Annotated in this window: 20 protein-coding genes; 11 read left to right on the top strand and 9 right to left on the bottom strand. The window is 72.5% G+C overall.

Features of this window, described 5'->3' with window-relative positions:
• The first annotated feature begins 525 nt into the window (after window positions 1-525).
• The 5 genes from IAG42_RS10260 to serA all read left to right on the top strand — a co-directional run bounded on the left by IAG42_RS10260 (window position 526) and on the right by serA (window position 8,968).
• Window positions 526-3,306 carry a putative bifunctional diguanylate cyclase/phosphodiesterase gene (locus IAG42_RS10260; protein ID WP_394811280.1) on the top strand — a complete coding sequence of 927 codons (2,781 nt, stop codon included), beginning with the start codon at window positions 526-528 and terminating at the stop codon, window positions 3,304-3,306.
• A 266-nt stretch (window positions 3,307-3,572) separates the two neighbouring features.
• Window positions 3,573-5,423, top strand: coding sequence for an acetolactate synthase large subunit (locus IAG42_RS10255; protein ID WP_188336714.1), 1,851 nt, complete (start codon window positions 3,573-3,575; stop codon window positions 5,421-5,423).
• Between the two features lie 28 nt (window positions 5,424-5,451).
• A complete protein-coding gene (ilvN, locus tag IAG42_RS10250; RefSeq protein WP_188336713.1) occupies window positions 5,452-5,976 on the top strand; it encodes an acetolactate synthase small subunit in 525 nt (174 codons plus the stop codon).
• A 127-nt stretch (window positions 5,977-6,103) separates the two neighbouring features.
• Window positions 6,104-7,105 (top strand): ketol-acid reductoisomerase, encoded by a 1,002-nt coding sequence (gene ilvC / locus IAG42_RS10245; RefSeq protein WP_188336712.1) that lies wholly within the window; start codon window positions 6,104-6,106, stop codon window positions 7,103-7,105.
• 258 nt (window positions 7,106-7,363) lie between these two features.
• Window positions 7,364-8,968, top strand: coding sequence for a phosphoglycerate dehydrogenase (gene serA, locus IAG42_RS10240; protein WP_188336711.1), 1,605 nt, complete (start codon window positions 7,364-7,366; stop codon window positions 8,966-8,968).
• Between the two features lie 89 nt (window positions 8,969-9,057).
• Here the strand turns inward: serA and IAG42_RS10235 are convergent, their stop codons facing one another.
• Window positions 9,058-10,581 carry an MFS transporter gene (locus tag IAG42_RS10235; RefSeq protein WP_188336710.1) on the bottom strand — a complete coding sequence of 508 codons (1,524 nt, stop codon included), beginning with the start codon at window positions 10,579-10,581 and terminating at the stop codon, window positions 9,058-9,060.
• A gap of 116 nt (window positions 10,582-10,697) precedes the next feature.
• Here IAG42_RS10235 and IAG42_RS10230 point away from each other — a divergent pair, with 116 nt between their 5' ends.
• Window positions 10,698-11,282: a TetR/AcrR family transcriptional regulator gene (locus IAG42_RS10230; RefSeq protein ID WP_188336709.1), complete on the top strand. Its 585-nt coding sequence runs from the start codon at window positions 10,698-10,700 to the stop codon at window positions 11,280-11,282.
• On the opposite strand, the gene IAG42_RS10225 is transcribed toward IAG42_RS10230, so the two are convergent.
• A complete protein-coding gene (locus IAG42_RS10225) occupies window positions 11,271-12,455 on the bottom strand; it encodes a PucR family transcriptional regulator (protein WP_223205930.1) in 1,185 nt (394 codons plus the stop codon). The genes IAG42_RS10230 and IAG42_RS10225 overlap by 12 nt on opposite strands.
• 189 nt (window positions 12,456-12,644) lie before the next feature.
• Here IAG42_RS10225 and IAG42_RS10220 point away from each other — a divergent pair, with 189 nt between their 5' ends.
• Window positions 12,645-13,571 carry a proline dehydrogenase family protein gene (locus tag IAG42_RS10220; RefSeq protein ID WP_188336708.1) on the top strand — a complete coding sequence of 309 codons (927 nt, stop codon included), beginning with the start codon at window positions 12,645-12,647 and terminating at the stop codon, window positions 13,569-13,571.
• A gap of 73 nt (window positions 13,572-13,644) precedes the next feature.
• Entirely contained in the window at window positions 13,645-15,276 is a 1,632-nt protein-coding gene (gene pruA, locus IAG42_RS10215) for an L-glutamate gamma-semialdehyde dehydrogenase (protein WP_188341289.1), read from the top strand.
• A gap of 107 nt (window positions 15,277-15,383) precedes the next feature.
• Here the strand turns inward: pruA and IAG42_RS10210 are convergent, their stop codons facing one another.
• The gene (locus IAG42_RS10210; protein WP_188336707.1) at window positions 15,384-15,857 is read right to left on the bottom strand and encodes a hypothetical protein; all 474 of its coding nucleotides are present in this window, start codon (window positions 15,855-15,857) and stop codon (window positions 15,384-15,386) included.
• 53 nt (window positions 15,858-15,910) lie between these two features.
• On the opposite strand from IAG42_RS10210, the gene IAG42_RS10205 reads away from it, so the two are divergent.
• Window positions 15,911-16,639: a tyrosine-protein phosphatase gene (locus IAG42_RS10205; protein ID WP_188336706.1), complete on the top strand. Its 729-nt coding sequence runs from the start codon at window positions 15,911-15,913 to the stop codon at window positions 16,637-16,639.
• On the opposite strand, the gene IAG42_RS10200 is transcribed toward IAG42_RS10205, so the two are convergent.
• The 5 genes from IAG42_RS10200 to IAG42_RS10180 form a co-directional block, all read right to left on the bottom strand.
• On the bottom strand, window positions 16,636-17,307 hold the full coding sequence (locus tag IAG42_RS10200) for a hypothetical protein (protein ID WP_188336705.1): 672 nt from the start codon (window positions 17,305-17,307) through the stop codon (window positions 16,636-16,638). The genes IAG42_RS10205 and IAG42_RS10200 overlap by 4 nt on opposite strands.
• Window positions 17,308-17,531: 224 nt before the next feature.
• Window positions 17,532-18,875: a lysophospholipid acyltransferase family protein gene (locus IAG42_RS10195; RefSeq protein ID WP_223205929.1), complete on the bottom strand. Its 1,344-nt coding sequence runs from the start codon at window positions 18,873-18,875 to the stop codon at window positions 17,532-17,534.
• Window positions 18,872-19,744 (bottom strand): phosphatidate cytidylyltransferase, encoded by an 873-nt coding sequence (locus IAG42_RS10190; protein ID WP_188336704.1) that lies wholly within the window; start codon window positions 19,742-19,744, stop codon window positions 18,872-18,874. Before IAG42_RS10190 ends, IAG42_RS10195 begins: the two co-directional genes overlap by 4 nt.
• Complete coding sequence (locus IAG42_RS10185) at window positions 19,741-20,331, bottom strand: CDP-alcohol phosphatidyltransferase family protein (RefSeq protein ID WP_188336703.1); 591 nt, start codon at window positions 20,329-20,331, stop codon at window positions 19,741-19,743. Before IAG42_RS10185 ends, IAG42_RS10190 begins: the two co-directional genes overlap by 4 nt.
• A 121-nt stretch (window positions 20,332-20,452) precedes the next feature.
• Window positions 20,453-21,466, bottom strand: a complete 1,014-nt coding sequence (locus tag IAG42_RS10180; protein ID WP_188336702.1) for an MDR family NADP-dependent oxidoreductase — start codon at window positions 21,464-21,466, stop codon at window positions 20,453-20,455.
• Window positions 21,467-21,545: 79 nt separating this feature from the next.
• Between IAG42_RS10180 and IAG42_RS10175 the strand changes: the two genes are divergently transcribed.
• Window positions 21,546-22,478, top strand: coding sequence for a LysR family transcriptional regulator (locus IAG42_RS10175; protein WP_188336701.1), 933 nt, complete (start codon window positions 21,546-21,548; stop codon window positions 22,476-22,478).
• A gap of 223 nt (window positions 22,479-22,701) precedes the next feature.
• Window positions 22,702-22,845: a hypothetical protein gene (locus tag IAG42_RS10170; protein ID WP_188336700.1), complete on the top strand. Its 144-nt coding sequence runs from the start codon at window positions 22,702-22,704 to the stop codon at window positions 22,843-22,845.
• Between the two features lie 34 nt (window positions 22,846-22,879).
• Here IAG42_RS10170 and IAG42_RS10165 read toward each other — a convergent pair whose 3' ends face one another.
• The gene (locus tag IAG42_RS10165) at window positions 22,880-24,436 is read right to left on the bottom strand and encodes a purple acid phosphatase family protein (RefSeq protein WP_188336699.1); all 1,557 of its coding nucleotides are present in this window, start codon (window positions 24,434-24,436) and stop codon (window positions 22,880-22,882) included.
• Window positions 24,437-24,553: the final 117 nt, after the last annotated feature.

Genomic DNA, 24,553 nt, shown 5'->3' with positions numbered 1-24,553 from the left:
ACCGGAGCACCACCGGCCCCACGGACAACTCCCGTGCGGCCGCCCGCCGTCGGGCGCACACGCTCCGCGCCCGCCCGGCTCCGCCCCGTGCGCGCATCGTCGCTGGTCGTCACGGAGAGTAGAGAGACTATGTCCCTGAGTGACGAGTCTGGTGTATCGTCCCGACTGGGGCAGCGCCGTGCGACGTACGGCGCCGGGGACGAGTGACGGACTGCGAGGGGGGCGACGGGCGATGTACGGCCTATGGGCGAACGATCCGACGCGGCGGGGCCGCCGACGGCGACCCTTCAGCACACCCGTGCACGGACGAAGTCCGGCCTGCCGCACGAAGCCTGCGTGCCGCGGCAGCCTGCGGACGGGCCGCCGGCGGCACCCGCACCCCGGTCCGGGTCAGAGGGACGCCGGCCCGGCCCGACGGACCGAGGCGGCCCGGTGACCGCCCACCCGTCGCCGCCGACCACGCTGGGCGCCGCACTGCACCCCGGCGCACCGCTCCCGGCCCGCGCCCCGGAGCGCGGCCGCGTCATGGGTGTCCAGTTGGCGCTCGCCCTCGTCTGCGCGGCCTTCGCCACGGGATCACTGCTGGGCTGGGGATCCGAGCGAGTGGCCCTGTTCATGGGCGACTTCGGCCTGAGCCTCGCCGCGGCCACCGCCGCCGTGTCGAACTTCCTCTACGCGCGCAGCCGCCACAGCCGCTTCAAGCCCGCCTGGCTCCTCTTCGCCTGCTCCTCCCTGATGGCCTCGCTGGGGAACGGGGTGTGGGGCTGGTACGAGTTCGTCCTGCGGATCGAGGTGCCCACCCCGAGCCTCGCCGATCTGTTCTTCCTCTGCTTCGCGCCGCCCGCCATCATCGGCCTGCTCGTCCTCGCCAAGCGGCCCGTGACCAAGGCCGGCTGGATCTGCCTCGCGCTCGACGCCTGGCTCATCGCCGGCTCCCTCGTCACACTCTCCTGGAGTCTGGCCCTCGCGCACACCGCCGAGTCCGAGGGGCAGAGCGTCAGCCGCACCGCGCTCTCGCTCGCGTACCCGCTGCTCGACATCGTTCTCGTCAGCATGGTCCTCGCCCTGCACTTCCGCCGCTCGCCCGGCAACCGCACGGCGGTCAACACGGCGATCGGCGCCCTCGCCCTCACCGTGATGTGCGACGCCCTGTTCACCTCGCCGCTCCTGCACGCCAGTTACCGCTCCGGGGAGATCCTCGACGCCGGCTGGTTCGCCGGTTCGCTGCTGCTCGCGCACGCGCCCTGGGTGGGGCACAGGAAGAGCGACGGCGCGGGCCCGCGGGTGCCGCACCAGGGGCAGGGGCCCGCCCCCGCGGGGTACCAGTTCGGGCACACCCGCCCGATGTCCGGCTCGCTCGCCGCGCTCACCCCGTACCTGGCCGCCGCCGTCTGCACGCTGGGCATCCTCTACAACGTGCTGAGCGGCCACAGCGTCGACCGGATCGTCCTCTTCACGGCCTGCACCGTCGTCCTGGCCCTCGTCGTGCGCCAGGGCATCATGCTGCTCGACAACATCACGCTGACCCAGGAGCTGGCCCAGAAGGAGAACCACTTCCGCTCGCTCGTCCAGGGCTCCAGCGACGTCATCATGATCGCCGCTCCGAACGGGATCCTCCGTTACGTCAGCCCCGCGGCCGCCGGGGTCTACGGGCGGGAGGCCGACGACCTCGTCGGCTCCGAGCTCGCCTCGATCATCCATCCCGAGGACCTCGGGCGCGTGGTGCACGAGATCCGCCGCTTCCTCGCGGCCAGCGCCGTCGAGGAGCCCACCACCCGCATCGAGTGCCGCTTCCGCTCCGGCGCCGGGGCCTGGCTGAACGTGGAGTCGACGGTCAACCGCCACCACGGCGGCCTGATCCTCAACAGCAGGGACGTGACCGAGCGGGTCCGTCTCCAGGCGCAGCTGCAGCACAACGCCGAGCACGACCCGCTCACCGACCTGCCCAACCGGTCACTGTTCACCAAGCGGGTCGGCCTCGCCCTCACCGGGCGCCGGGCCAGCGACCGCGGCACCGCCGTGCTCTTCATCGACCTCGACGGCTTCAAGCAGGTCAACGACACCATCGGCCACCAGGCGGGCGACGAGCTGCTCGTCCAGGCCGCCCGACGGCTCGCGGACTCCGTCCGTGCCTCGGACACCGCGGCCCGGCTCGGCGGCGACGAGTTCGCCGCGCTGATCGTCGGCGACGGCGGACGGGACCACTCCGCGCGGGAGCAGCACATCTACGAGCTGGCCGACCGGCTCAGGGTCACGCTGTCCCAGCCCTACGCGATCGACGGGCACCAGGACGTCCGGGTGGCCGCCTCCATCGGAGTGGCCTTCGCCGAGCCCGACATCACCGCGGGCGAGCTCCTGCGCAACGCGGACCTCGCGATGTACCGCGCCAAGGCCACCGGCAAGGGCCGCGTCGAGCTGTACGCCCCGCAGATGCAGGCCGACGTCGTCCGCAAGGCCGAGCTCGCGGGCAGGCTGCGCTCCGCACTCCACGAGGGTGAGTTCGCGCTGCTGCATCAGCCCGTGGTGTCGCTCGAGGACGGCCGGATCACCGCCGTCGCCGCACAGGCCCGCTGGCGCTCCTCGCAGGGCATCCTCTTCACCCCCGCCGAGTTCCTCCGGGTCGCCGAGGACGGCGAGAAGACGGCCGAGCTGGGCCGCTGGATGCTGGAGGAGGCGGTCGCGCAGGCCGCCGAGCGCGGCCGCAGCGGCCATGCCGCCCCGGTCGTCGTCCGGATCGGCGCCCGCCGCCTCCTGGACCGGTCGATGCCGCTCGGCTCCGTGGAGGCCCTCCTGACCCGGCACGGGCTGCCCTCCGGGGCGCTCGTCATCGAGCTGGCCGACAGCGACCCCAGAGTGCCCCTGGACGAGCTGGAGCGGCGTCTGACGGGCCTGCGCCGGCTCGGGGTCCGGATCGCCCTCGACGGCTTCGGCAGCGGCTACGCGGCCATCACGGCGCTGCGCAGACTCCCCGTCGACATGCTCAAGCTCGACCGCTCGCTCGTGGAGGGCGTCGTCGAGTCCGCGCGGCTGCACAAGATCACCAGCGGGCTGCTGCGGATCGCCGGGGACCTCGGCCTGGCCTCCGTGGCGGACGGGGTCGACCTGCCCGAGCAGGTTGTCGCGCTGCGGGCGATGGGCTGCACCCACGGGCAGGGCATGGCTTTCTCGGGGCCGCTCGACGAGTACCGGCTGCGCCGCGCGCTGGCCTCGGGGGAGTACCCGGTCCCGGCCGGTCCCGCCGAGCCCGTGTTCGCGGGTGTACCGGCGTCCCGTTCACATAATGAGACCCCCGTCCCACCTACTTGACACATATGGCGCGCCGGGGGGAAGGTCAATGCCATGCGCACCCGAATTCTCGTACTTGGAAAGCGCGTCGGCTGAAGCTGGGACCCACCGGTCCGAACACCGGAATCCCCAGCGACCGTATCCGGCGCGCTCCCCTCGCTTGCCTCACGGCACGAGGGGTTTTTTGTTGCACCAGTGCCGATTCGGAACCGTCGCACCCCGCACCGCACTGTGTAAGAAACCCGCACAACCCTCGCAAAAACCCTCAGCATCGAGAAGAGAAGCCGATGACCGAGCAGGCCACCGGGGCCCACCATCCGCAGCCGCGGCCCCGTTCCGGAGGACAGCAGTCCGCCCCCGTCGAGCACGTCACGGGTGCGAAGTCCCTCATTCGCTCGCTTGAGGAGGTCGGGGCCGACACCGTATTCGGCATTCCCGGCGGTGCGATCCTTCCCGCGTACGACCCGATGATGGACTCCACGCGGGTCCGCCACATCCTCGTGCGGCACGAGCAGGGTGCGGGCCACGCGGCCGTCGGCTACGCGCAGGCCACCGGCAAGGTCGGTGTGTGCATGGCGACTTCGGGTCCCGGCGCCACCAACCTGGTCACCCCGATCGCCGACGCGCACCTCGACTCGGTGCCGATCGTCGCGATCACCGGCCAGGTCGCCTCCAAGGCGATCGGTACGGACGCCTTCCAGGAGGCGGACATCGTCGGCATCACCATGCCGATCACCAAGCACAACTTCCTGGTCACCAAGGCCGAGGACATCCCCAAGACGATCGCCGAGGCGTTCCACATCGCCTCGACCGGCCGTCCGGGCCCCGTCCTCGTCGACATCGCGAAGGACGCGCTGCAGGCGCAGACGACCTTCACGTGGCCGCCGCAGACCGACCTGCCCGGCTACCGCCCGGTGACCAAGCCGCACGCCAAGCAGATCCGCGAGGCCGCGAAGCTGATCACGGGTGCGAAGCGGCCCGTCCTCTACGTGGGCGGCGGTGTCCTCAAGGCCAACGCCACCCAGGAGCTCAAGGTCCTCGCCGAGCTCACCGAAGCGCCCGTCACCACCACCCTGATGGCGCTCGGCGCGTTCCCCGACAGCCACCCGCTGCACGTGGGAATGCCGGGCATGCACGGTGCGGTCACCGCCGTCACCGCGCTGCAGAAGGCCGACCTGATCGTCGCCCTCGGAGCCCGCTTCGACGACCGCGTCACCGGCAAGCTGGACAGCTTCGCCCCCTTCGCCAAGATCGTCCACGCCGACATCGACCCCGCGGAGATCGGCAAGAACCGCGAGGCCGACGTGCCGATCGTCGGTGACGCCCGCGAGGTCATCGCCGACCTGATCCAGGCGGTCCAGAAGGAGCACGCGGACGGCCACAAGGGCGACTACAGCGCCTGGTGGAAGGACCTGTCCCGCTGGCGCGACACCTACCCGCTCGGCTACGACCAGCCGGCGGACGGCTCGCTGTCCCCGCAGCAGGTCATCGAGCGGATCGGCCAGCTCGCCCCGGCCGACACGATCTTCGCCGCGGGCGTCGGCCAGCACCAGATGTGGGCCGCGCACTTCATCAAGTACGAGCGCCCGGCCACCTGGCTGAACTCGGGCGGCGCCGGGACCATGGGCTACGCGGTCCCCGCCGCGATGGGCGCCAAGGCCGGCGCGCCGGACAAGCCGGTCTGGGCGATCGACGGCGACGGCTGCTTCCAGATGACCAATCAGGAGCTCACCACCTGCGCCCTGAACAACATCCCGATCAAGGTCGCCGTCATCAACAACGGCGCGCTCGGGATGGTCCGCCAGTGGCAGACCCTGTTCTACAACCAGCGCTACTCGAACACCGTGCTCCACGCGGGCCCGGACGGCGACACCCCGCCCAACAAGGGCACGCGCGTCCCGGACTTCGTGAAGCTGTCCGAGGCCATGGGCTGCTACTCGATCCGCTGCGAGCGCCCCGAGGACCTCGACAAGGTCATCGAGGAGGCGAACTCGATCAACGACCGCCCCGTCGTGATCGACTTCATCGTCCACGAGGACGCCATGGTGTGGCCGATGGTCGCCGCCGGCACCTCGAACGACGAGATCATGGCCGCCCGGGACGTCCGCCCGGACTTCGGCGACAACGAAGACGACTGAGCGAGAGAGACTCTAAGAGGCCATCGAAATGTCCAAGCACACGCTCTCCGTCCTGGTCGAGAACAAGCCCGGTGTCCTGGCCCGGATCACGGCCCTCTTCTCGCGCCGCGGCTTCAACATCGACTCGCTCGCCGTCGGCATCACCGAGCACCCCGACATCTCCCGCATCACCATCGTGGTGAACGTCGAGGACCTCCCGCTCGAGCAGGTCACCAAGCAGCTCAACAAGCTGGTCAACGTCCTGAAGATCGTCGAGCTGGAGCCGGGCGCCGCCGTCGCGCGCGAGCTCGTCCTCGCCAAGGTCCGCGCCGACAACGAGACCCGCTCGCAGATCGTCGAGATCGTCCAGCTGTTCCGCGCCAAGACGGTCGACGTCTCGCCCGAGGCCGTCACCATCGAGGCCACCGGATCGAGTGACAAGCTGGAGGCCATGCTCAAGATGCTGGAGCCCTTCGGCATCAAGGAGCTCGTCCAGTCCGGCACCATCGCCATCGGCCGCGGTTCGCGCTCCATCACCGACCGCAGCCTGCGCGCGCTCGACCGGAGCGCCTGAGGCACCCCGCCGGCCGCGCGCACCCGTCGCGCGCGGCCCGGCTGCTCGCATCGCGAGACCTGACAACTTCCCGTCCTTCTCCCGCCGTACGGTGGGACGCAACACCAGCACACCAAGGAGAACCCCAGTGGCCGAGCTGTTCTACGACGACGACGCCGACCTGTCCATCATCCAGAACCGCAAGGTCGCGGTGATCGGCTACGGCTCCCAGGGCCACGCCCACGCGCTGTCCCTGCGCGACTCGGGCGTCGACGTCCGCGTCGGTCTGCACGAGGGCTCCAAGTCCAAGGCCAAGGCCGAGGAGCAGGGCCTGCGCGTGGTGACGCCGTCCGAGGCCGCCGCCGAGGCCGACGTCATCATGATCCTGGTCCCGGACCCGATCCAGGCCCAGGTCTACGAGGAGTCCATCAAGGACAACCTGAAGGACGGCGACGCGCTGTTCTTCGGCCACGGCCTGAACATCCGCTACGGCTTCATCAAGCCCCCGGCCGGTGTGGACGTCGCCATGGTCGCCCCCAAGGGCCCGGGTCACCTGGTGCGCCGCCAGTACGAGGAGGGTCGCGGCGTCCCCTGCATCGCGGCCGTCGAGCAGGACGCCACGGGCAAGGGCTTCGAGCTCGCCCTCTCCTACGCGAAGGGCATCGGCGGCACCCGCGCCGGCGTCATCAAGACGACCTTCACCGAGGAGACCGAGACCGACCTGTTCGGTGAGCAGGCCGTCCTGTGCGGTGGTACCGCCGCGCTGGTCAAGGCGGGCTTCGAGACGCTGACCGAGGCCGGCTACCAGCCGGAGATCGCGTACTTCGAGTGCCTCCACGAGCTGAAGCTCATCGTCGACCTCATGTACGAGGGCGGCCTGGAGAAGATGCGCTGGTCGGTCTCCGAGACCGCCGAGTGGGGCGACTACATCACCGGCCCGCGCATCATCACGGACGCCACCAAGGCCGAGATGAAGAAGGTCCTCGCCGAGATCCAGGACGGCACCTTCGCCAAGGAGTGGATGGCCGAGTACCACGGCGGCCTGAAGAAGTACAACGAGTACAAGACCCAGGACGAGAAGCACCTCCTGGAGACCACCGGCAAGGAGCTGCGCAAGCTCATGAGCTGGGTGAACGACGAAGAGGCGTAAGCCTTCGTGGAACGGGGCCGCGGCACACGCCGCGGCCCCGTTCTCCATCGGACGTCCACACGGTTGTCCATCCCGTCCAGCCACGGACGGGTGATCCTTCCAGGGAGGCGCATGACTGTCTCCCTCGCGCCACTACACTGCTGAATTATTCGCGTCGGGCCCACAGCGTCGTGCGTCTTCCACGCGGCCATGCACCCACCCCTCCATCGCCTGCGGCCGTCGGGACGGCCGTCCGCATTGGGACTTGTGAGGACTCACGTGAGCACTGCTGCCAACGGCAAACCCGTCGTACTCATCGCTGAAGAGCTGTCGCCCGCCACCGTCGACGCCCTGGGCCCCGACTTCGAGATCCGCACGTGCAACGGCGCGGACCGTGCCGAGCTGCTGCCGGCCATCGCCGACGTCGACGCGATCCTGGTCCGCTCCGCCACCAAGGTGGACGCCGAGGCCATCGCCGCCGCCCGCAAGCTCAAGGTCGTCGCCCGCGCCGGTGTCGGCCTGGACAACGTGGACGTGTCCGCCGCCACCAAGGCCGGCGTCATGGTCGTCAACGCCCCGACGTCCAACATCGTGACGGCCGCCGAGCTGGCCTGCGGCCTGCTCATCGCGACCGCGCGCAACATCCCGCAGGCGAACGCGGCGCTCAAGAACGGCGAGTGGAAGCGCAGCAAGTACACCGGTGTCGAGCTGGCCGAGAAGACCCTCGGTGTCGTCGGCCTCGGCCGTATCGGCGCCCTGGTCGCCCAGCGCATGAGCGCCTTCGGCATGAAGGTCGTCGCCTACGACCCGTACGTGCAGCCCGCGCGGGCCGCGCAGATGGGCGTCAAGGTCCTCTCCCTGGACGAGCTGCTCGAGGTGTCCGACTTCATCACCGTGCACCTGCCCAAGACCCCGGAGACCCTCGGTCTCATCGGTGACGAGGCGCTGCACAAGGTCAAGCCGAGCGTGCGCATCGTGAACGCGGCGCGGGGCGGGATCGTCGACGAGGAGGCGCTGTACTCGGCGCTGAAGGAGGGCCGCGTCGCGGGCGCGGGCCTGGACGTGTACGCGAAGGAGCCCTGCACGGACTCCCCGCTGTTCCAGTTCGACCAGGTCGTGTGCACCCCGCACCTGGGCGCCTCGACCGACGAGGCGCAGGAGAAGGCCGGCATCGCCGTGGCCCGCTCGGTGCGTCTGGCGCTGGCCGGCGAGCTCGTGCCCGACGCGGTGAACGTGCAGGGCGGTGTCATCGCCGAGGACGTCAAGCCGGGTCTGCCGCTCGCCGAGAAGCTCGGCCGGATCTTCACCGCGCTGGCGGGCGAGGTCGCGGCGCGTCTCGACGTCGAGGTCTACGGCGAGATCACCCAGCACGACGTGAAGGTGCTCGAACTGTCCGCGCTCAAGGGCGTGTTCGAGGACGTCGTCGACGAGACGGTGTCGTACGTGAACGCGCCGCTGTTCGCGCAGGAGCGCGGGGTCGAGGTCCGTCTGACGACCTCCTCCGAGTCGCCCGACCACCGCAACGTGGTGACGGTGCGCGGCACCCTCGGCGACGGCCAGGAGATCGCGGTCTCCGGCACGCTGGCCGGTCCGAAGCACCTCCAGAAGATCGTCGCCGTCGGCGAGTACGACGTGGACCTGGCGCTCGCCGAGCACATGGTCGTCCTGCGCTACGAGGACCGTCCGGGTGTCGTCGGCACCGTCGGCCGCGTCCTCGGCGAGGCGGGGATCAACATCGCAGGCATGCAGGTCGCCCGTGCCGACGTGGGCGGCGAGGCGCTGGCCGTCCTGACCGTCGACGACACGGTGGCCCCGGCCGTGCTGAACGAGCTGGCCTCGGAGATCGGCGCGACCTCGGCCCGCGCGGTCAACCTCTCGGAGTAGTCCCGGCAAGCCCGCAAGGGCGGCCGTCCCGTACGTGTCGCGTACGGGACGGCCGCCCTTCGGCGTTTCCCGGGGCTTTCGCGCCCGGGTCAGCAGACCGGCTCCGCGGCGCTCTCCTGCCGCGGCTCCTGCTCCTGCTCCCGCTCCGGCTCCTGGCCGCGGGTCCGCAGCAGGGTGAAGGCGAGGCAGGCGCCGGCGAGGAGGACGGCGATCGCCGTGTACGAGGCCCAGGCCATGCCGTCCACGAAGGCGGCGCGGGCGGCGTCGGCCAGACCGGGGACGGCGACCGCCTCGCCCAGGGTCTGCGGGGCGCCCGCCGGCAGGCCCGCCTGGAAGGCCGCGGTGCCGACCGAGCCGAGGACCGCCATGCCGAGCGCGCCGCCGAACTCCTGTCCGGTCTCCAGGAGCGAGCCCGCCGTGCCGGCCTTGTCCGCCGGGGTGGCGCTCAGGGCCAGGTCGGTGACGATCGAGGCGACCGAGACCACGCCGCACCCGAGGACGCCGGCGCCGGCGAGGACGAGGAGCAGGGAGTCGGTCCCGGCCTGCGACAACAGGGCGAACCCGGCCGCGGCGAGCAGGAACCCGCCCCCGATCACGTACCGCTTCTCGGTCTTCTGGGCGAGGGCGGCCACGGCCGGGGCGAAGCCGCCGATGACCAGCGACGGGGCGAGGGACCAGAGGGCGGCCTCGAGCGGGGCGCGGCCGAGGACCGACTGCAGGTACTGCGTGGTGAAGAACGCGGAGCCCATCATCGCGAACATGACCAGGGTGTTGAGCGCGATGCCCGTGGTGAAGGTCCGCCGGGCGAACAGGGCGCGGCTGATCATGGCGTGCGGGACGGTCCGCTGGCGGTGGACGAACAGGATGCCGAAGACCAGGCCGGCCGCGAGGAACAGCAGATGGCGGGGCTCGAAGCCGTCGGCGGCGATCTTCTTCAGTCCGTAGACGGCCGGGAGCACGGTCGCCATGGACAGCGGGACGGACAGCAGGTCGAAGCGGGACGGGGCCTCGGGGTCGCGGCTCTCCGGGAGGAGCAGCGGGCCGACGACCAGGAGCAGCACCATCGCGGGCACGTTGACCAGGAAGACCGAGCCCCACCAGAAGTGCTCCAGCAGCAGCCCGGACATGACCGAGCCGAGGGCGATGCCGCCGGCCATCGCACCGGACCAGATGCCGATGGCCTTGGCGCGCTGGGCGGCGTCGGTGAACAGGGAGCGGACGAGGCCGAGCGTCGAGGGCATGAGGGTCGCGCCGCCGATGCCGAGCAGCGCGCGGGCCGCGATCAGGGCCTCGGCGCTGGGTGCGTAGGCGGCGAGGACGGAGGCGGCGCCGAACGCGGCGGCGCCGATGAGGAGCAGCTTGCGGCGGCCGATGCGGTCGCCGAGCGAGCCCATGGTGAGCAGCAGACCGGCCAGTACGAAGCCGTAGATGTCGAAGATCCACAGCTGCTGGGTGGCGGTGGTGTGCAGTTCCTGGCTGATCTCGGGGATCGCGAAGTACAGGACGGAGACGTCCATCGAGACCAGGAGCAGCGGGAGCAGGAGGACGGAGAAGGCGGTCCAGGGACTGGCCGGGGAGGCTGCGGCGCGTCGCCGCGGGGTCTTGGTCGTCATGGGAAGAACGCTAGCGCCGTTCTATACGCTTGTCTATGACGGGCGTATAAAACAGATGTCCATGACGCTTGTCTCGTACAGTTGTCGTAGACGGATGTCTAGATAGGGTGGCCGGCATGGGACACAAGGAAGATCTGCTCGACGGCGCCAAGCGCTGCCTGCGGGAGAAGGGGTTCGCGCGGACCACGGCGCGCGACATCGTCAAGGAGTCCGGGGCCAACCTCGCGTCGATCGGCTACCACTACGGCTCGAAGGACGCGCTGCTCGCGCAGGCCTACATCGCGCTGGTGGAGGACCACTCCGACGCCTTCGACGGCGCGGGCGTGCTGACCGCGCCCGACGGTTCGCTGGAGCGTTTCCAGGAAGTGTGGACGAACGTCACCGACGCCATGGGGAAGCCCGGTTCGATCTGGCACCTGGGCATGGAGCTCGTGGTGATCGGCGACAAGATGCCGGCCGTGCGCGATTTCGTCGCGCAGGCGCAGCGCGAGGGCGGCCGGGGCGTCATCCCCATGTTCCAGGGCGGCGAGGAGCCGCCCGTCGACGACCCGAGCGTCGACACCCTGGGCAAGCTCTACATGTGTCTGATGAGCGGTCTCATCGCCCAGTACATGCTCGACCCGGACACCGCCCCGACCCCCGCCGAACTCACCGAGGGCATGCGCCGCCTGATCGCCGGGACCCGTCCGTCACAGGCGTGAGGCCTTCAGCCCCATGTGGAGGAGCAGCCGGTCCTCGCCCTCGTCGAGGTCGAGGCCGGTGAGCTGCTCCACCCGGGAGAGGCGGTAGTAGAGGGTCTGGCGGTGGATGCCGAGGGCCGCCGCCGCGCGGCCCGCCTGGCCGGCGCAGTCGAGGAAGACCTCGGCGGTGTGGGCCAGCTGGCGGTGCGCCGGGGTCAGGAGCGGAGCCAGGACCGGGTCGTGCGCCGTCTCCGCGGGCAGCGCGGTCAGCAGCCGGTACGGGCCGATCGCCGCCCACCGGGCGTCCGGGCCGAGCCGCGGATCGGCCAGCGCCGTGCGGGCCGCCGCCGTCGCCTCCTGCCAGGCCGCCGCCAGCTCCGCGAGATCCGTGCGCGGCGCGCCGATCCCGGCCGCGACCTGCGCCCCGCCGGCCCGCGCCCGCAGCTTCGCCGCCGCCGTCAGCGCCGGGGTCAGCACCTCCGAGGAACGCAGCCGCACGAGAAGGGCGAGGCACTGGCCGGTCGCGCCCCAGGGGACGGTGCACAGGGCGTCGGCGGCGGGGATCGTACGGACCGACGGCGCGTCGTCCGGGTCGGCCGAGGGCCACGGCGCCACGCAGACCACCGTGTGCAGGCCGTCCGCGCGCGAGCCCAGCGCCGTACGCAGAGCCGCCACCGCCATGTCCCGCTGCCAGCCCCGCTCCGCCGTCAGCACGGAGTGGAACTCGCGCGTCAGGTCGGCGCCCGCCTGCGCCTCGTCGGCCAGCTCCGCGCCGATCCGGCCGGCCACCTCCATCGCCGCGTCGAGCTGCTCCGGCGTCGGGCCCGGATCGTCGTCGAGCAGCCACACGTAGCCGAGCACGATGCCCCGGTGGCGCACGGGGAGGCAGATGCGGCCGCGGTAGACCCCGGCCTCCGGGGTCGCCGGGATACGGACCGGCTCCGTCGCGCGGGCGATGCCGAAGCCCTCGAACCAGGCGCGGACGGCGGGCGTCGAGCCCCGGGTGAGGATCGAGCGGGTGCGGACCGGGTCCAGCGCCGAGGCGTCGAAGTCGCTGTCGTCGCCGCTGACCTGCGTACCGAACGCGATCAGCCGGAAGTCCCGGTTCTCGAGGGTCGCCGGGGCGCCGAGCAGCGCCGAGATCTCGTCGACCAGTTCCTGGTAATCGCCCTTCACCCCGTCATTCTCACCCACCCCGGGCGCCCCTTCATACAGATGTCTGAGGTGGCGGCCACAGATGCGTGACAGCTGTCGATGGCACAGGATCGGAGGGATCCTTAGATTTCACGGTGGTTCTCCGTGCCGTTCCTGTTTCGTCACGCTTTGCTGCGTTACGACGGAAGAGACGGTGCTTTCTCAACTCATGCTCCGTGGAGGTGCCCCGTGCTGGCTCCCTTGATCCTCGCCGCGTCGCGCAGCGACAAGATGCGTTCCTTCGTGTCGGCGGCGCCGGGCACCAAGCAGGTCGTCGACCGGTTCATCGCCGGTGAGACCGTCGACGACGTCGTGCCCGTGATCGAGGACGCCGCCGCGAAGGGCCTCGAGGTCACCCTCGACGTCGTCGGTGAGGACATCACCACCGTCGAGCAGGCCTACGCCGCCCGCGACGCCTACCTCGAGCTCATCGAGCGCCTCAAGGACCTCGGCCTCGGCACCAAGGCCGAGATGTCCGTGAAGCTGTCCATGTTCGGCCAGGCGCTGGAGGGCGGACACGAGCTGGCCCTCGCCAACGTCCGCCCGGTCGTCGAGGCCGCCGCCGCCATCGGCACCACCGTCACCCTGGACGCCGAGGACCACACCACCCTCGACTCGATGTTCGCCATCCACGAGGAGCTGCGGAAGGACTTCCCGCAGACCGGCTGCGTCATCCAGGCCTACCTCTTCCGCACCGAGGACGACGCCCGCCGCCTGGCCGCCGCCGGCAGCCGCGTCCGCATCGTCAAGGGCGCCTACAAGGAGCCCGCCGAGGTCGCGTACCAGGACAAGGCCGAGATCGACAAGGCGTACGTCCGCATCACGCGCATCCTCATGGAGGGTGACGGGTACCCGATGATCGGGTCCCACGACCCGCGTCTCATCTCCATCGCGCAGGAGCTCGCCCGGCGCGCCGGCCGCAAGCTCGACGAGTACGAGTTCCAGATGCTGTACGGGATCCGCAGCGACGAGCACCTGCGGCTCGCCGCCGAGGGCCACCGGATGCGCGTCTACACCGCGTTCGGCACCGACTGGTACGGCTACTTCATGCGCCGCCTCGCCGAGAAGCCCGCCAACCTGCTCTTCTTCGGCCGCTCGATCCTCACCAAGAACTGAGCCCGGCCCCCGCCCCACCCGGAACCTCCCGATGACTCCCCGCAACCCCCGAAGGAGAAACGGAACCATGACCCTGGACGCCGTGACCCAGGTCCCCGCCCCGGTGAACGAGCCGGTGCACGGTTACGCCCCCGGCTCCCCGGAGCGCGCCCGCCTGGAGGCCAAGCTCAAGGAGCTGGCCGACAACCCGATCGAGCTGCCCTGCACCATCGGCGGTGTGCGTCGGATGGGTGGCGGCGAGCGCTTCGACGTCGTGCAGCCGCACAACCACAAGGCCGTCATCGGCACCTACGCCAACGCCACCACGCAGGACGCCCAGGACGCGATCGACGCCGCCCTGGCCGCCGCCCCCGCCTGGCGCGCGATGGCCTTCGACGACCGCGCCGCGATCATCCTGCGCGCCGCCGAGCTGCTCTCCACGACGTGGCGCGAGACGCTGGCCGCCTCCACGATGCTCGGCCAGTCGAAGACCGCCCAGCAGGCCGAGATCGACACCCCGTGCGAGCTCGTCGACTTCTGGCGCTTCAACGTCCACTACGCCCGCAACCTGCTCGCCGAGCAGCCGCCGGCGAACTCCACCGGCGTGTGGAACCGCATGGACCACCGCCCGCTGGAGGGCTTCGTCTACGCGATCACGCCGTTCAACTTCACGGCCATCGCGGGCAACCTGCCCACCGCCCCCGCCCTCATGGGCAACGTGGTGGTCTGGAAGCCGTCCCCGACGCAGACCCACGCGGCCGTCCTCCTCCTCCAGCTCCTGGAAGAGGCGGGCCTGCCCAAGGGCGTCATCAACCTGGTGACCGGCGACGGCCTCGCCGTCTCCGAGGTGGCCCTGAACCACCGCGACCTCGCGGGCATCCACTTCACCGGCTCGACCAAGACCTTCCAGCACCTGTGGAAGACGGTCGGCACGAACATCGACAAGTACCGCACCTACCCGCGGCTCGTCGGTGAGACCGGTGGCAAGGACTTCGTCGTCGCCCACCCGAGCGCCGACCGCGCCGTCCTCAAGACGGCCCTGACCCGCGGCTCCTTCGAGTTCCAGGGCCAGAAGTGCTCCGCCACCTCGCGCGCCTACGTCCCGGCCTCCATCTGGAACTCCGGTTTCAAGGAGGAGTTCGCGGCCGAGGTCGACGGCATCAAGATGGGTGACGTCACCGACCTGTCGAACTTCATCGGTGCCCTCATCGACGAGCGTGCCTTCGCCAAGAACAAGGCCGCGATCGACCGCGCCAAGGCCGACGACTCCTGCACGATCGTCGCGGGCGGCACCTACGACGACTCCGTCGGCTACTTCGTGCGCCCGACCGTCGTCGAGTGCTCCGACCCGGCCAACGAGGTCTTCACCACCGAGTACTTCGGCCCGTTCCTCGCCGTCCACGTCTACGAGGACGACAAGTACGAGGAGATGCTGGACCAGATGGAGTCGGTGTCCGACTACGCGCTCACCGGTTCGGTCATCGCCAACGACCGCGCCGCCGCGGCGGCCACGATGGAGAAGCTCCGCTACGCCGCGGGCAACTTCTACATCAACGACAAGTCGACCGGCGCCGTCGTCGGCCAGCAGCCCTTCGGCGGCGGCCGCGCCTCCGGCACCAACGACAAGGCCGGCGCCCCGCAGAACCTGATGCGCTGGACGCTGACCCGCGCCATCAAGGAGACGCTGGTCCCGCCGACGGACTACACGTACCCGCACATGGGCTGACGCCCGACCCCGGACGGGCGGCCCCTCCGCCGCCCGTCCCCGGACCCCCGCCCCCGGCCGTGGACCCCACCCTGGCCGGGGGCGGTGTCGTACCGTCTTCCGGCCCCTCAGAACGAGAAGTGCTTGGCCATGGCCAGGCCGAGCGCGGCGGCCCTGCCGTACGTGTCGCGCAGCCCGGTGACGTGGGACTCGAACGCCGAACGGATCTCGTCCTCGGGCCATCCCCACCGCTCGGCGACCGCCGCCCCGCCGGTCTCCCACAACCGCTCGAACGAGCTGGACGCGAGAAAGGCGGCGGCCGCCCGTACGCCGTCGGGGTCCAGTACGACGAACGGTGGCTCGGGGCTTCCCGCCGGCGGATGCACGGGGGCGCCGCCGAAGATCACCAGCTCACCCGCCTCGTCCGGCGACGCCGCCTTGCACAGCGTGTCGACCTGGAAGAAGTCCTTGTGGATCAGGTCCTCGATCTCGTCCGTCGGGAACCCCCGGTCGTACGCCTCGGCGAACAGCTCCGCCAACGCGTCGAAGTCCTGGGGCGGTTGCTCCACGACGACCGCCTTGAGATGCATGTGAAAGCCCATGAGCGGAAGCTAGCCCCTCCCACTGACAGCGGGTTCCATGGTCCACTTCGGGCATGACCACGGAACTGACGGGGGCCGACGCGCGCCACCTCCACTGGGACGGCTGCTTCAACGTGCGGGACCTGGGAGGGCTCGGAGGTGTGGCGCGCGGGGCGCTGGTGCGGGCCGACGGGCTCGACCGGCTGAGCGCCGACGGATGGCGGGCGCTGGTGGGGCACGGGGTGCGGACCGTCGTCGACCTGCGCAACCCCGACGAGTACGGGGCCGACGCGGCCGCGCGGCCGGACGGGGTACGGACCGTGCGGGTGCCGGTCGACGGGATCGAGGACCGGGAGTTCTGGGACCGGTGGTGGGGCGGCTGGGAGTTCGGGACGCCCGTGTACTACCGGCCGTTCCTGGAGCGGTTCCCCGGGCGGATCGCGGCCGTCGCGCGGGCCGTGGCCTCGGCGGCGCCCGGGGGCGTCGCCTTCCACTGCTCCGCCGGGCGGGACCGGACCGGGATCGTGTCGATCGTGCTGCTGTCGCTGGCCGGGGCGAGCCCCGAGGAGATCGCCGAGGACTACGAGTCGAGCGTGCCGCGGGTCGCCGCCATGAACGCCGCGCGGGGGCGCGAGGACGACGGGCCCGAGCTGGCCGCGGGGCTCGCCGCCGCCGGGACCACGGCGTACGAGGCCGCGCTCGACGTGGCGCGCGGGTTCGACGCGGAAGGGTATCTGCGCGGCGCGGGACTGGGCGAGGAGGAGGTCGCGGCGCTGCGGCGGCGGATCTCGGGGGAGGGCTAGAGGCGGCTGCCGGCCGGGGCGGTCAGGCAGTTCAGGAGGCAGGTGGCCAGGTCCTCCGGGAGCAGGGGGCCCGGTCCGGGGCCGGGGGCCGGGGTGACGTAGACGTCGTCGTAGGCCGGGTCGAGCAGCGGGGCCGAACCCGTGTCGGCCTCGGGGGAGAGGGTGATCAGCTTGACGTTCTCCGTCGTCTTCGGCAGATTGCCGCGCCGCGTCAGGTACTCGGCCTCCTCGGCGGAGGGCTCCGCGCTGTTCACCGCGTAGTGGAAGCGCGTCTCGGGGTGCAGCCCCTCCTCCTCCATCCGCAGCAGGGCGTGGCGCGCGGCGAGGGCGCCCCTGCCGACGCCGCCGACCGTCAGCGGCTCGGCGCCGGCGCGGGTGCGGAGCGCGTGGCCGACGGCCTGCCGGACCGGCCCGGAGAGCTGGTCGAGGGGGCCGTCCCCGTCGGCGTAGCCGATCAGGCAGACGTCGAAGCCCCGCCCGTGTGCGTGCTCCAGAAAGGAGAACGTGGGGTGGTCGAGGCTCCGCTCCAGTGCGGTGACGTCCGTGGGGCCGGGGCCCGGCTCGGCGGCGAGAAGCAGGGGCCGGACGAGTCCGTCGTGCCCGGCCGACGGCAGCACGCGCAGGGTGCCGAGGTCGAGGGCGACGTCGTAGGGCTGGGCCGGGGCCATGCGGGGTCCTCTCGGGAAGACGAAGGCGTGCGGGGGGCGCTCACGGTGATCCGGGCGCCCCCTTGATCGTCTCGTGCGCCCGCACCGGACCTGATCACGCCGGCGTGCGTGGCCGAAACGCGTCGGTGCTTCGCGGTGGTCAGGACGTCGGAACCGGCCTCTTCTCGCCCACGGTTGGCGCGATCACGTTCGTCCGTTCGGGTGTCGGCGCTCCCGCGACGCCTCTATGACCAGCCCCTCACGATCATCGTCAGGCCCGCCGCGAACCCGCCGCCGAGCAGCACGAGGTACGTCCCGTAACGGCGCCGGTGCCGGTGCGCGAGGAAGCCGAACGCGCCGAAGGCGAGGCCGACCGCGAGCGTCCGGGTGCCCCGGGCGCGGGCCGCCGCCGCGAGGAAGTCGCCGGGCGGCACGTCCGCGCGCCCCGCCTCCTTCGCGTACACCTTGAACGGGACGCCGTTCCAGGGCTGGTGGCGTACGGCGCTCGCGCCCTCCACGGCGAGTTCGTGCCGTACCTCGGCGCGCATCCGGTCCGTCGTCAGCGGTGCGGGCAACTCGACGCCGGACGCGCCCAGTTGGAGCGCGAGTACGCCGCCGGCGAGGCTGCCCGCGAGGGCGGCCAGGGACAGCTTCAGGGCCCGGCGCGGCACGGCGACGCAGACCGCGCCGAGCAGCAGCTCCGGCATCAGCGGCCAGCTCAGCGCCTCCGCGAGGGCCCACGCGAAGGCGAGCGCCAGGCCGCGCCGCGACCCCGCGACCCGGGCGATCCGCTTGCGGACGGGGGAGTCGGCGAGCGGTTCGGCGACCGTACGGTCGTGCAGCGCGGCCACCGCGTCGCGGGCCGCCTCCGGAGTCGTGGACGGCGCCAGCGGCTCGCCGATCCGGACCCGGACCAGCGCCGGGCGCAGCCGGCCGTGCTTGGGCAGCAGCCGCCCGGTCCCGGCGATGCCCACGGGCACGACGGGCACGCCCGCGCGCTCGGCCAGCACGAGGGCGCCCTTGTGGAACGCGCCGAGCGCCCCGTCCCGGCCCCGCGTCCCCTCGGGGAACAGCACGACCGCGCCGCCCGCCCGCAGCGCGGGCACGTGCGCGAGCAGATCGTCCATGCCGCCGCCGGAGCGCCGCACCGGGAACCCGGCCGCGAGCCGCCGGCAGATCCGGGCCCGGTACCGCGAGGCGAACCAGTAGTCGGCCGCCGCGCCGATCGCGGGGGAGTGCCGGGCGTCGAGCGCGGCGAGCAGCGCGGCCGTGTCGGCGTGCGAGGTGTGATTGGCGACGACGACGCACCCGCCGCGCGGCAGCCGCCCGCGCGTCTCGACGCCCCCGGTGAGCGTGAGCACCCCACGCCACAGCCCCCGTCGCAGCCGCGCGGCGAACCCGCCAGGAGCGCGGAGCCCCGCGCGAGCGCCGCCGCGCCCCTGCCCGACCGCGCCCGATGCGGTGGCCCGCACGCCGGGCGCGGCCCCGGCCCGTTCGTCGTTCCCGTTCATCCCGCGACCCCCGTCGCCGTCACGATCCGCGGCGCCGGACGCCGCCGCGGTGGCCCGTACGCGCTCGGCGCCGGTCACAGCGCCACCCCCGTCACCATCACGAACAGCAGAGCGAACAGAAGGGAGTCGACGCGGTCCAGGAGGCCGCCGAAGCCGGGGAGCCAGGTGCCCGCGTCCTTCACGCCCGCCTCGCGCTTGACCATCGACTCGACCAGATCGCCGAGCACCGCGCCCGCGAGGACCGCCGCCCAGAGGAGGCCGGAGAAGGCGCCGAGCGCGGCCAGGGCGGCGGCCGTCGCCGCGGCCGCGCCCACCACGCCCGCCCACGTCTTGTTGGGGGAGAGCGCCGACAACGGACGGGCGAGCGGCCCGACACGGCCCAGCGCCGTGCCCCCGCACCACGCCCCGACGTCCCCGAACGCGACCGCGATGCCCACCGCGAGCGCCGTACCCGGACTCAGCAGGACGAGGCCCGCGAGGGCCACCGGGATCCAGACGAGCCCGAAGAGCGTGCGGCTCGCCCGGGTGAACCCGGTGGCGGCGTCCCCCTTCAGCACCGCCACCGCCACCGCCGCGAGCAGCAGGACCCCCGCCAGACGCAGCGCGTCCGCCCCCGGCGCCGCCCACGCGAGCGCGGGGAGCGCCACCGCCGCCACCCCGAGCACGCCCCGCTCACCGCGCCCGAGCCCGGCCATCCGCGCGTACTCCGCGACCGCGACGACCCCCAGCCCGGCCGCCAGCGCGCACGCCCCGGCCCGCCCCAGGAACAGCGCCCCCAGGAACAACGGCGCGGCCAGCGCCCAGGTCCGCCAGCGGCGCCGCAGCTCGGCCCGCATCCGGACCCGCGCGGGCAGCGCGGCGACGGCCACGCCCCCGGCGCCGAGCACCCCGCCGACGACGGGAAGGGCCCGCGCCGCCACCTCGCCGGCGAGGAACGCGGCGCTCATCGCCCGGCCTCCGCCGCGCCCAGCTCCCGCCACAGCCACCGCAGCCGGACCAGCGCCGTGACGGCCGAACCCGCCGCCAGGACCGCGAGCACCGGCACGTACCAGCCGGACGCCGCCGCGATCACGACCAGCAGACAGCGCTCCGTCTTGCCGACCGGCCCGCCGTTGCGGCGCGGGGCGCCCGCCGCGGCCCCCGCGAGCGCCACCCAGGACGGCAGCGTCGCCGCGAGAGCGGCCGTCGCGACCAGCCACAGCGGGGCCACCGCCAGGAAACCGGCGAGCACCGCGAGGTCCGCGGCCCGGTCGCCGAGCTCGTTGAGCAGGGCTCCGCGCCGCGTCGTACGGCCCGTGTCACGGGCCAGCGCGCCGTCCAGGTTGGCGAACGCGAGCCGCGCCGCCAGCAGCAGCGCCACCGGCAGCGCCGCGAGCGGCGCCGGCAGCAGCGCGAGAGCCGCGCCCGCCGCACCGCCGCTCAGCACACCGGCCCAGGTCAGCGTGTCCGGCGAGACGCCGCGCGCGGCGCAGCCGGCCCGCACACCGGCGAGCCGGGCCGCGTACCAGGGCTTCAGGGAGTAGAGGCCGTTCATGACGTCGACTCTGCCGCCGGGCCCGCGCGCCCGGATCGGCCCGCGTACTCACCTCGTACTCAACCCACCGCCCTGAGTACCGCGTTCTCCCGCCCCGGACGCACCCCGCGCCCCGGCCGCCTCACTCCGCGCGGCGGACGATGATCTTCCCGAGGTTCTCGCCGCGCAGCATGCCCAGGAACGCGTCGACGATCCGCTCGAACCCGTCGACCACCGTCTCGTCGAGCCCCATCCGGCCGCTCTGCAGATGCGGCACCGCGAACGCGTACAACTCCTCCTGCGCGTCCCGGTGGTCGGCCACGAGGAACCCCTCGATGCGCAGGCTCTTCTCCACCACATCGGCGTGGTCGAACGCGACCGGCGCCGGCCGCCCCGCCGTGTCGTACTGCCCGACCGTGCCGATCCGCACGACCCGCCCGCGCCTGCGCAGCGCGCCGATCGCGGCGCCGAGGTGCTCCCCGCCCACGTTGTCGACGAACAGGTCGATGCCGGCCGGCGCCGCCTTGGCCAGCTGGTCCGCGACCGGGCCGCCCGTACGGTAGTTGAAGACCTCGTCGTAGCCGGCGTGCTCGGTCAGGTACGCCGCCTTCGCGTCCGAGCCCGCGCTGCCCACGATCCGCCCGGCCCCCATCAGACGGGCGAGCCGGCCCGTCGCGGTGCCGACCCCGCCCGCCGCCGCGGACACGAACACGTCCTGCCCCGGCCGCAGTTCCGCGATCCGCGTCAGCCCGACGTACGCGGTCAGGCCGGTGCCGCCGAGGATGCTCAGGTGCGCGGAGAGCGGCACCCCCGCGAAGTCCGGCACCGGCGTCGCCTCCTCGGGGCGGACGAGCGAGTGCGTGCGCCAGCCCTTGCGGTGGAAGACGATCGCGCCCTCGACCAGCCCCGGCGCGCGCGACGCGAGCACCCGGCCGAGCGTCCGGCCCTCCAGCGGCGTGTTCAGCTCGAACGAGCCGTACGGGTTCTCGTCCATCATTTCCCGGTGGTACGGGTCCACCGACCAGTAGAGGTTCTCGACGACGGCGGTGCCGGGCTCCGGGTCGGGCACGGGCGACTCGACGAAGCGGAAGTGGTCGGGGCGGGCGGGGCCGTTCGGACGGGCGATCTGCTGCACGGTGAGTGCGGTCTCGGTCATGCCGTGACCGTAGGAGAGGAATGCGCCCGCCGGGCAGGGGGTTGGGCTCATACATCGGCAGGTTCCATGAGCGGCTCTCATGGAACCGCATGAATGCCGCGGCACGGAAGAACAGGTGAACCCGTACGTGACCCGGTCCCGCGACCTCGCCCCGCACGAACTCCGCGTCCTCGTGGCCGTCGCCGACGAGGGCGGCTTCGGCGCCGCCGCGGCCACGCTCGGCCTCACCCAGTCCGCCGTCTCCCACTCGGTGCGCGGCAGCGAGGGCAAGCTCGGCGCGGTCCTCTTCGAGCGCGGCCGCAGCGGCGCTCGCACGACCGAGGCCGGCGCCCGCGTCGTCGGCCACGCCCGCCGCGTCCTGCGCCTGCTCGCGCTCATGGCCGAAGAGGCGCGCACCGGGCCCGGCGAGATCCGCGGCCCGCTGCGCATCGCCGCCTTCCGCAGCGCGGCCCTGCACCTGCTGCCGCCCGCCCTCACGGCGCTCGCGGCCAGGCACCCGGACCTCGAACCGGAGGTCCGTGTCGTGCGGGACATCGGCGCGGGCACGGCCGGCGAGGTCGCTGAGGGCCGCGCCGACCTGGCCATCGCCACCCTCGGCGGCAGCGCCGCGCTGCCCGCCGGGCTGGTGTCCGGCGCGCTCGTCGAGGAGCGGTACGCCCTCGTCCACCCGGCGGCCCACCCCGAACCGCGCACGCTGCCGCTCGTCGACTGGACGGAGAACTGCGGCTCGTACACCCGCGACTGGTGGGCGGCCCAGGACTGGATCCCGCGCGCCACGGTCCGCGCGGAGGACGACGGCACGGTGCTCTCCATGGTCGGCACCGGGATCGGCATGGCGATCATGCCGGAGCTCGCGCTGCGCGGAGGGGTCCCGGACGGGGTGCGGATCACCGACCTCGGACCGGACCGCCCGGTGCGCTCCGTGGGCTACGTCACCACCGCCGAACTGGCCGGGACCGGGCCGGTACGGGCGTTGATCCGTGAGCTCAGAGTGCTCTCGCGGGACAGGTGAGGCGCCGCCCGTCTCAGATAGTAGGAAGTCCGAGTAATTGTGGAGACAGAAACGGAGTCCTGTCCTAGCTTTGTAGAAGCCGAACGTCTCGCTTACCTGGCGAGGGCGGTAGAGAGCCGGAGCACCGGATCAGGCAACCCCTGACGCTCCCGTTCCCCGCCCCTTCCGGCGCCTCGAAATCCAATCCCCCTTGTTCCGTGGATTCTCAAGGAGTCGATCCCTCATGGCCACTGCGACGCCCGTCCGCCGCCGAGTCCGCCACGTCTCTCCGTCGACCGAAGCCGACCGCCAGACCGCCAAGATCGCCGCCGCCGCTCTCCAGCGCGCCCTCGACCGTCGTGACAACGGCGGCGAGACGGGGCACTGAGCCCCCGCGCCTCATCAGCGGCCCCGGCACCTCGTCAGGAAGAGCCGCGTCTCACCTCGAAGCTGTCGATGCGCCTGCCGTCCGCGGCCAGCGCCGCGACCTTCATCCGGCCCCGCGTCACCTCCACCGCGAGGAACGAGTAGCCGGTGTAGCGCACCCGGGACCAGCCCACGGTCTCGGGTGAGGGCTCACGCGACCTGGTCCAGTGGAAGGTCGTGACCGCGTCGCGGTCCCGCACCCGGCCTTCGTGACTGTCCGGGACGCCGGGCCCGAAACCGTAGAGGTCCTTGCCGGCGCCGCCCGCGGTGACGTACACGATGCCGTCGCGCGTCGGATCCGTCGACGTGCCGACCGGCACCGGCTTGCCGACCTCGCCGCCCCTGAGGGCGTCGGTGCGCTCGTAGACGTGGTTGTGCCCGTTGATCACCAGGTCGACCCGGTGTTTGTCGAACAGCGGCACCCACGCGTCGCGGACCCCGCCGTCCGAGGCGTGCCGCGACGTCGAGTAGGCGCAGTGGTGGAAGAACACCACGACGAACTCCACGTCCGCGCGCGCCCGCAGCTCCTTCAGCCGCCGGTCGAGCCAGGCCGTCTGCTTCCCGTCCGTGCAGCCCCGGTTGGCCGGGATCTCGTACGAGACGTCGTTCGCGTCCAGGGCGACCACGCCCACGTTCCCGTACACGAACGAGTAGACGCCGGGCGCCTCGCGCGGGTCCGGGCCGTTGTCCGGCAGCGTCCAGCGGGCGCTCTGCCCGCCGTAGCCGTTCGGCGAGTACCAGGCCTCCATGTCGTGGTTGCCGGTCGTCACCATCCATGGCACCGACTTCGCGACGGTCTCCGTCTGCGCGAGGAACTGGTCCCACACGCGCGCGTCGTACGTGTCCGTCTCCTTGCCGTGCCCGGTGTCGTCCGCGTAGCAGAGGTCGCCCGCGTGCAGGTGGAACGCCGGACCCTGGCCCAGGATCAGCTGGTCGTTGCCGAGCGCGTCGTAGCCGACGCCCTGGTCGCCGAAGGCCGTGAAGACGAACGGGGCCGGGGTCGCGGGCGCCGTGCGGAAGGTGCCGAGGGTGCCCAGGCGCTCCGCCGACGCCGGGTCGAACCCGTCGTGGCCGACGCCGTAGTAGTACGTCGTGCCGGGGCGCAGCCCGTCGAGCGCCGCGTGCAGATACAGCTGCTCCACCGCAGGGAGCTTCTTCGAGAGGGCCGGCGTGTGCAGCGCCCGCACCTCCGCCTCGATGCGGTGGCTCAGCTCCCACGGCCTGAGGCCCACCCGCACGAACGGCCGCCGCACCGCGAACGGCACCTGCCAGGAGATCCGCATCTGCGTGCGCGGATCGGCGCCGAACGCGAGATGCCGGCCGAACGGGGCCACCAGCGCCCCGTCGACCCGTACCGCGGCGGCGGCCGGGCGGGGCGCCGCGAGCGCCGGACCCGTCGCACCGTCACCGAGCAGCACCGCGCCGGAGGCCGCGGCCGCCGCCCCGGCGAGCACGCGCCGCCTGCCCAGCCGCTCGCGCAGATACGCGTGCTGCTCCGGCATGCTCATCCGGCGCGCGAGCGGCTCGGGGATGCCGACGTCGGGAGTGTCCATACGGGTGAACTTCCCAGCGGCACCCCACGCCTGACGGACCCCTGGGTGAACAGCGGACGACCGGTGGGTGCCGGGTCGCGGAGGGGGTCGCTCCGGCCCTCCGGGACTGTCCGCATC

The organism is Streptomyces xanthii (assembly GCF_014621695.1).
GTDB lineage: Bacteria > Actinomycetota > Actinomycetes > Streptomycetales > Streptomycetaceae > Streptomyces > Streptomyces xanthii.
This window is presented reverse-complemented; position numbering and strand designations above follow the sequence as displayed.

What these genes read in the sequence shown, in the direction of transcription:
- IAG42_RS10175 (WP_188336701.1), top strand. Translation starts at nt 21,546, where the DNA reads ATGGAACCGCATGAATGCCGCGGCACGGAAGAACAGGTGAACCCGTAC.
- IAG42_RS10205 (WP_188336706.1), top strand. Translation starts at nt 15,911, where the DNA reads ATGACCACGGAACTGACGGGGGCCGACGCGCGCCACCTCCACTGGGAC.
- IAG42_RS10210 (WP_188336707.1), bottom strand. Translation starts at nt 15,857, where the DNA reads ATGGGCTTTCACATGCATCTCAAGGCGGTCGTCGTGGAGCAACCGCCC.
- ilvN (WP_188336713.1), top strand. Translation starts at nt 5,452, where the DNA reads ATGTCCAAGCACACGCTCTCCGTCCTGGTCGAGAACAAGCCCGGTGTC.
- IAG42_RS10190 (WP_188336704.1), bottom strand. Translation starts at nt 19,744, where the DNA reads ATGAGCGCCGCGTTCCTCGCCGGCGAGGTGGCGGCGCGGGCCCTTCCC.
- IAG42_RS10235 (WP_188336710.1), bottom strand. Translation starts at nt 10,581, where the DNA reads ATGACGACCAAGACCCCGCGGCGACGCGCCGCAGCCTCCCCGGCCAGT.
- IAG42_RS10200 (WP_188336705.1), bottom strand. Translation starts at nt 17,307, where the DNA reads ATGGCCCCGGCCCAGCCCTACGACGTCGCCCTCGACCTCGGCACCCTG.
- IAG42_RS10180 (WP_188336702.1), bottom strand. Translation starts at nt 21,466, where the DNA reads ATGACCGAGACCGCACTCACCGTGCAGCAGATCGCCCGTCCGAACGGC.
- IAG42_RS10185 (WP_188336703.1), bottom strand. Translation starts at nt 20,331, where the DNA reads ATGAACGGCCTCTACTCCCTGAAGCCCTGGTACGCGGCCCGGCTCGCC.
- IAG42_RS10255 (WP_188336714.1), top strand. Translation starts at nt 3,573, where the DNA reads ATGACCGAGCAGGCCACCGGGGCCCACCATCCGCAGCCGCGGCCCCGT.
- IAG42_RS10170 (WP_188336700.1), top strand. Translation starts at nt 22,702, where the DNA reads ATGGCCACTGCGACGCCCGTCCGCCGCCGAGTCCGCCACGTCTCTCCG.
- IAG42_RS10260 (WP_394811280.1), top strand. Translation starts at nt 526, where the DNA reads ATGGGTGTCCAGTTGGCGCTCGCCCTCGTCTGCGCGGCCTTCGCCACG.
- IAG42_RS10165 (WP_188336699.1), bottom strand. Translation starts at nt 24,436, where the DNA reads ATGGACACTCCCGACGTCGGCATCCCCGAGCCGCTCGCGCGCCGGATG.
- IAG42_RS10230 (WP_188336709.1), top strand. Translation starts at nt 10,698, where the DNA reads ATGGGACACAAGGAAGATCTGCTCGACGGCGCCAAGCGCTGCCTGCGG.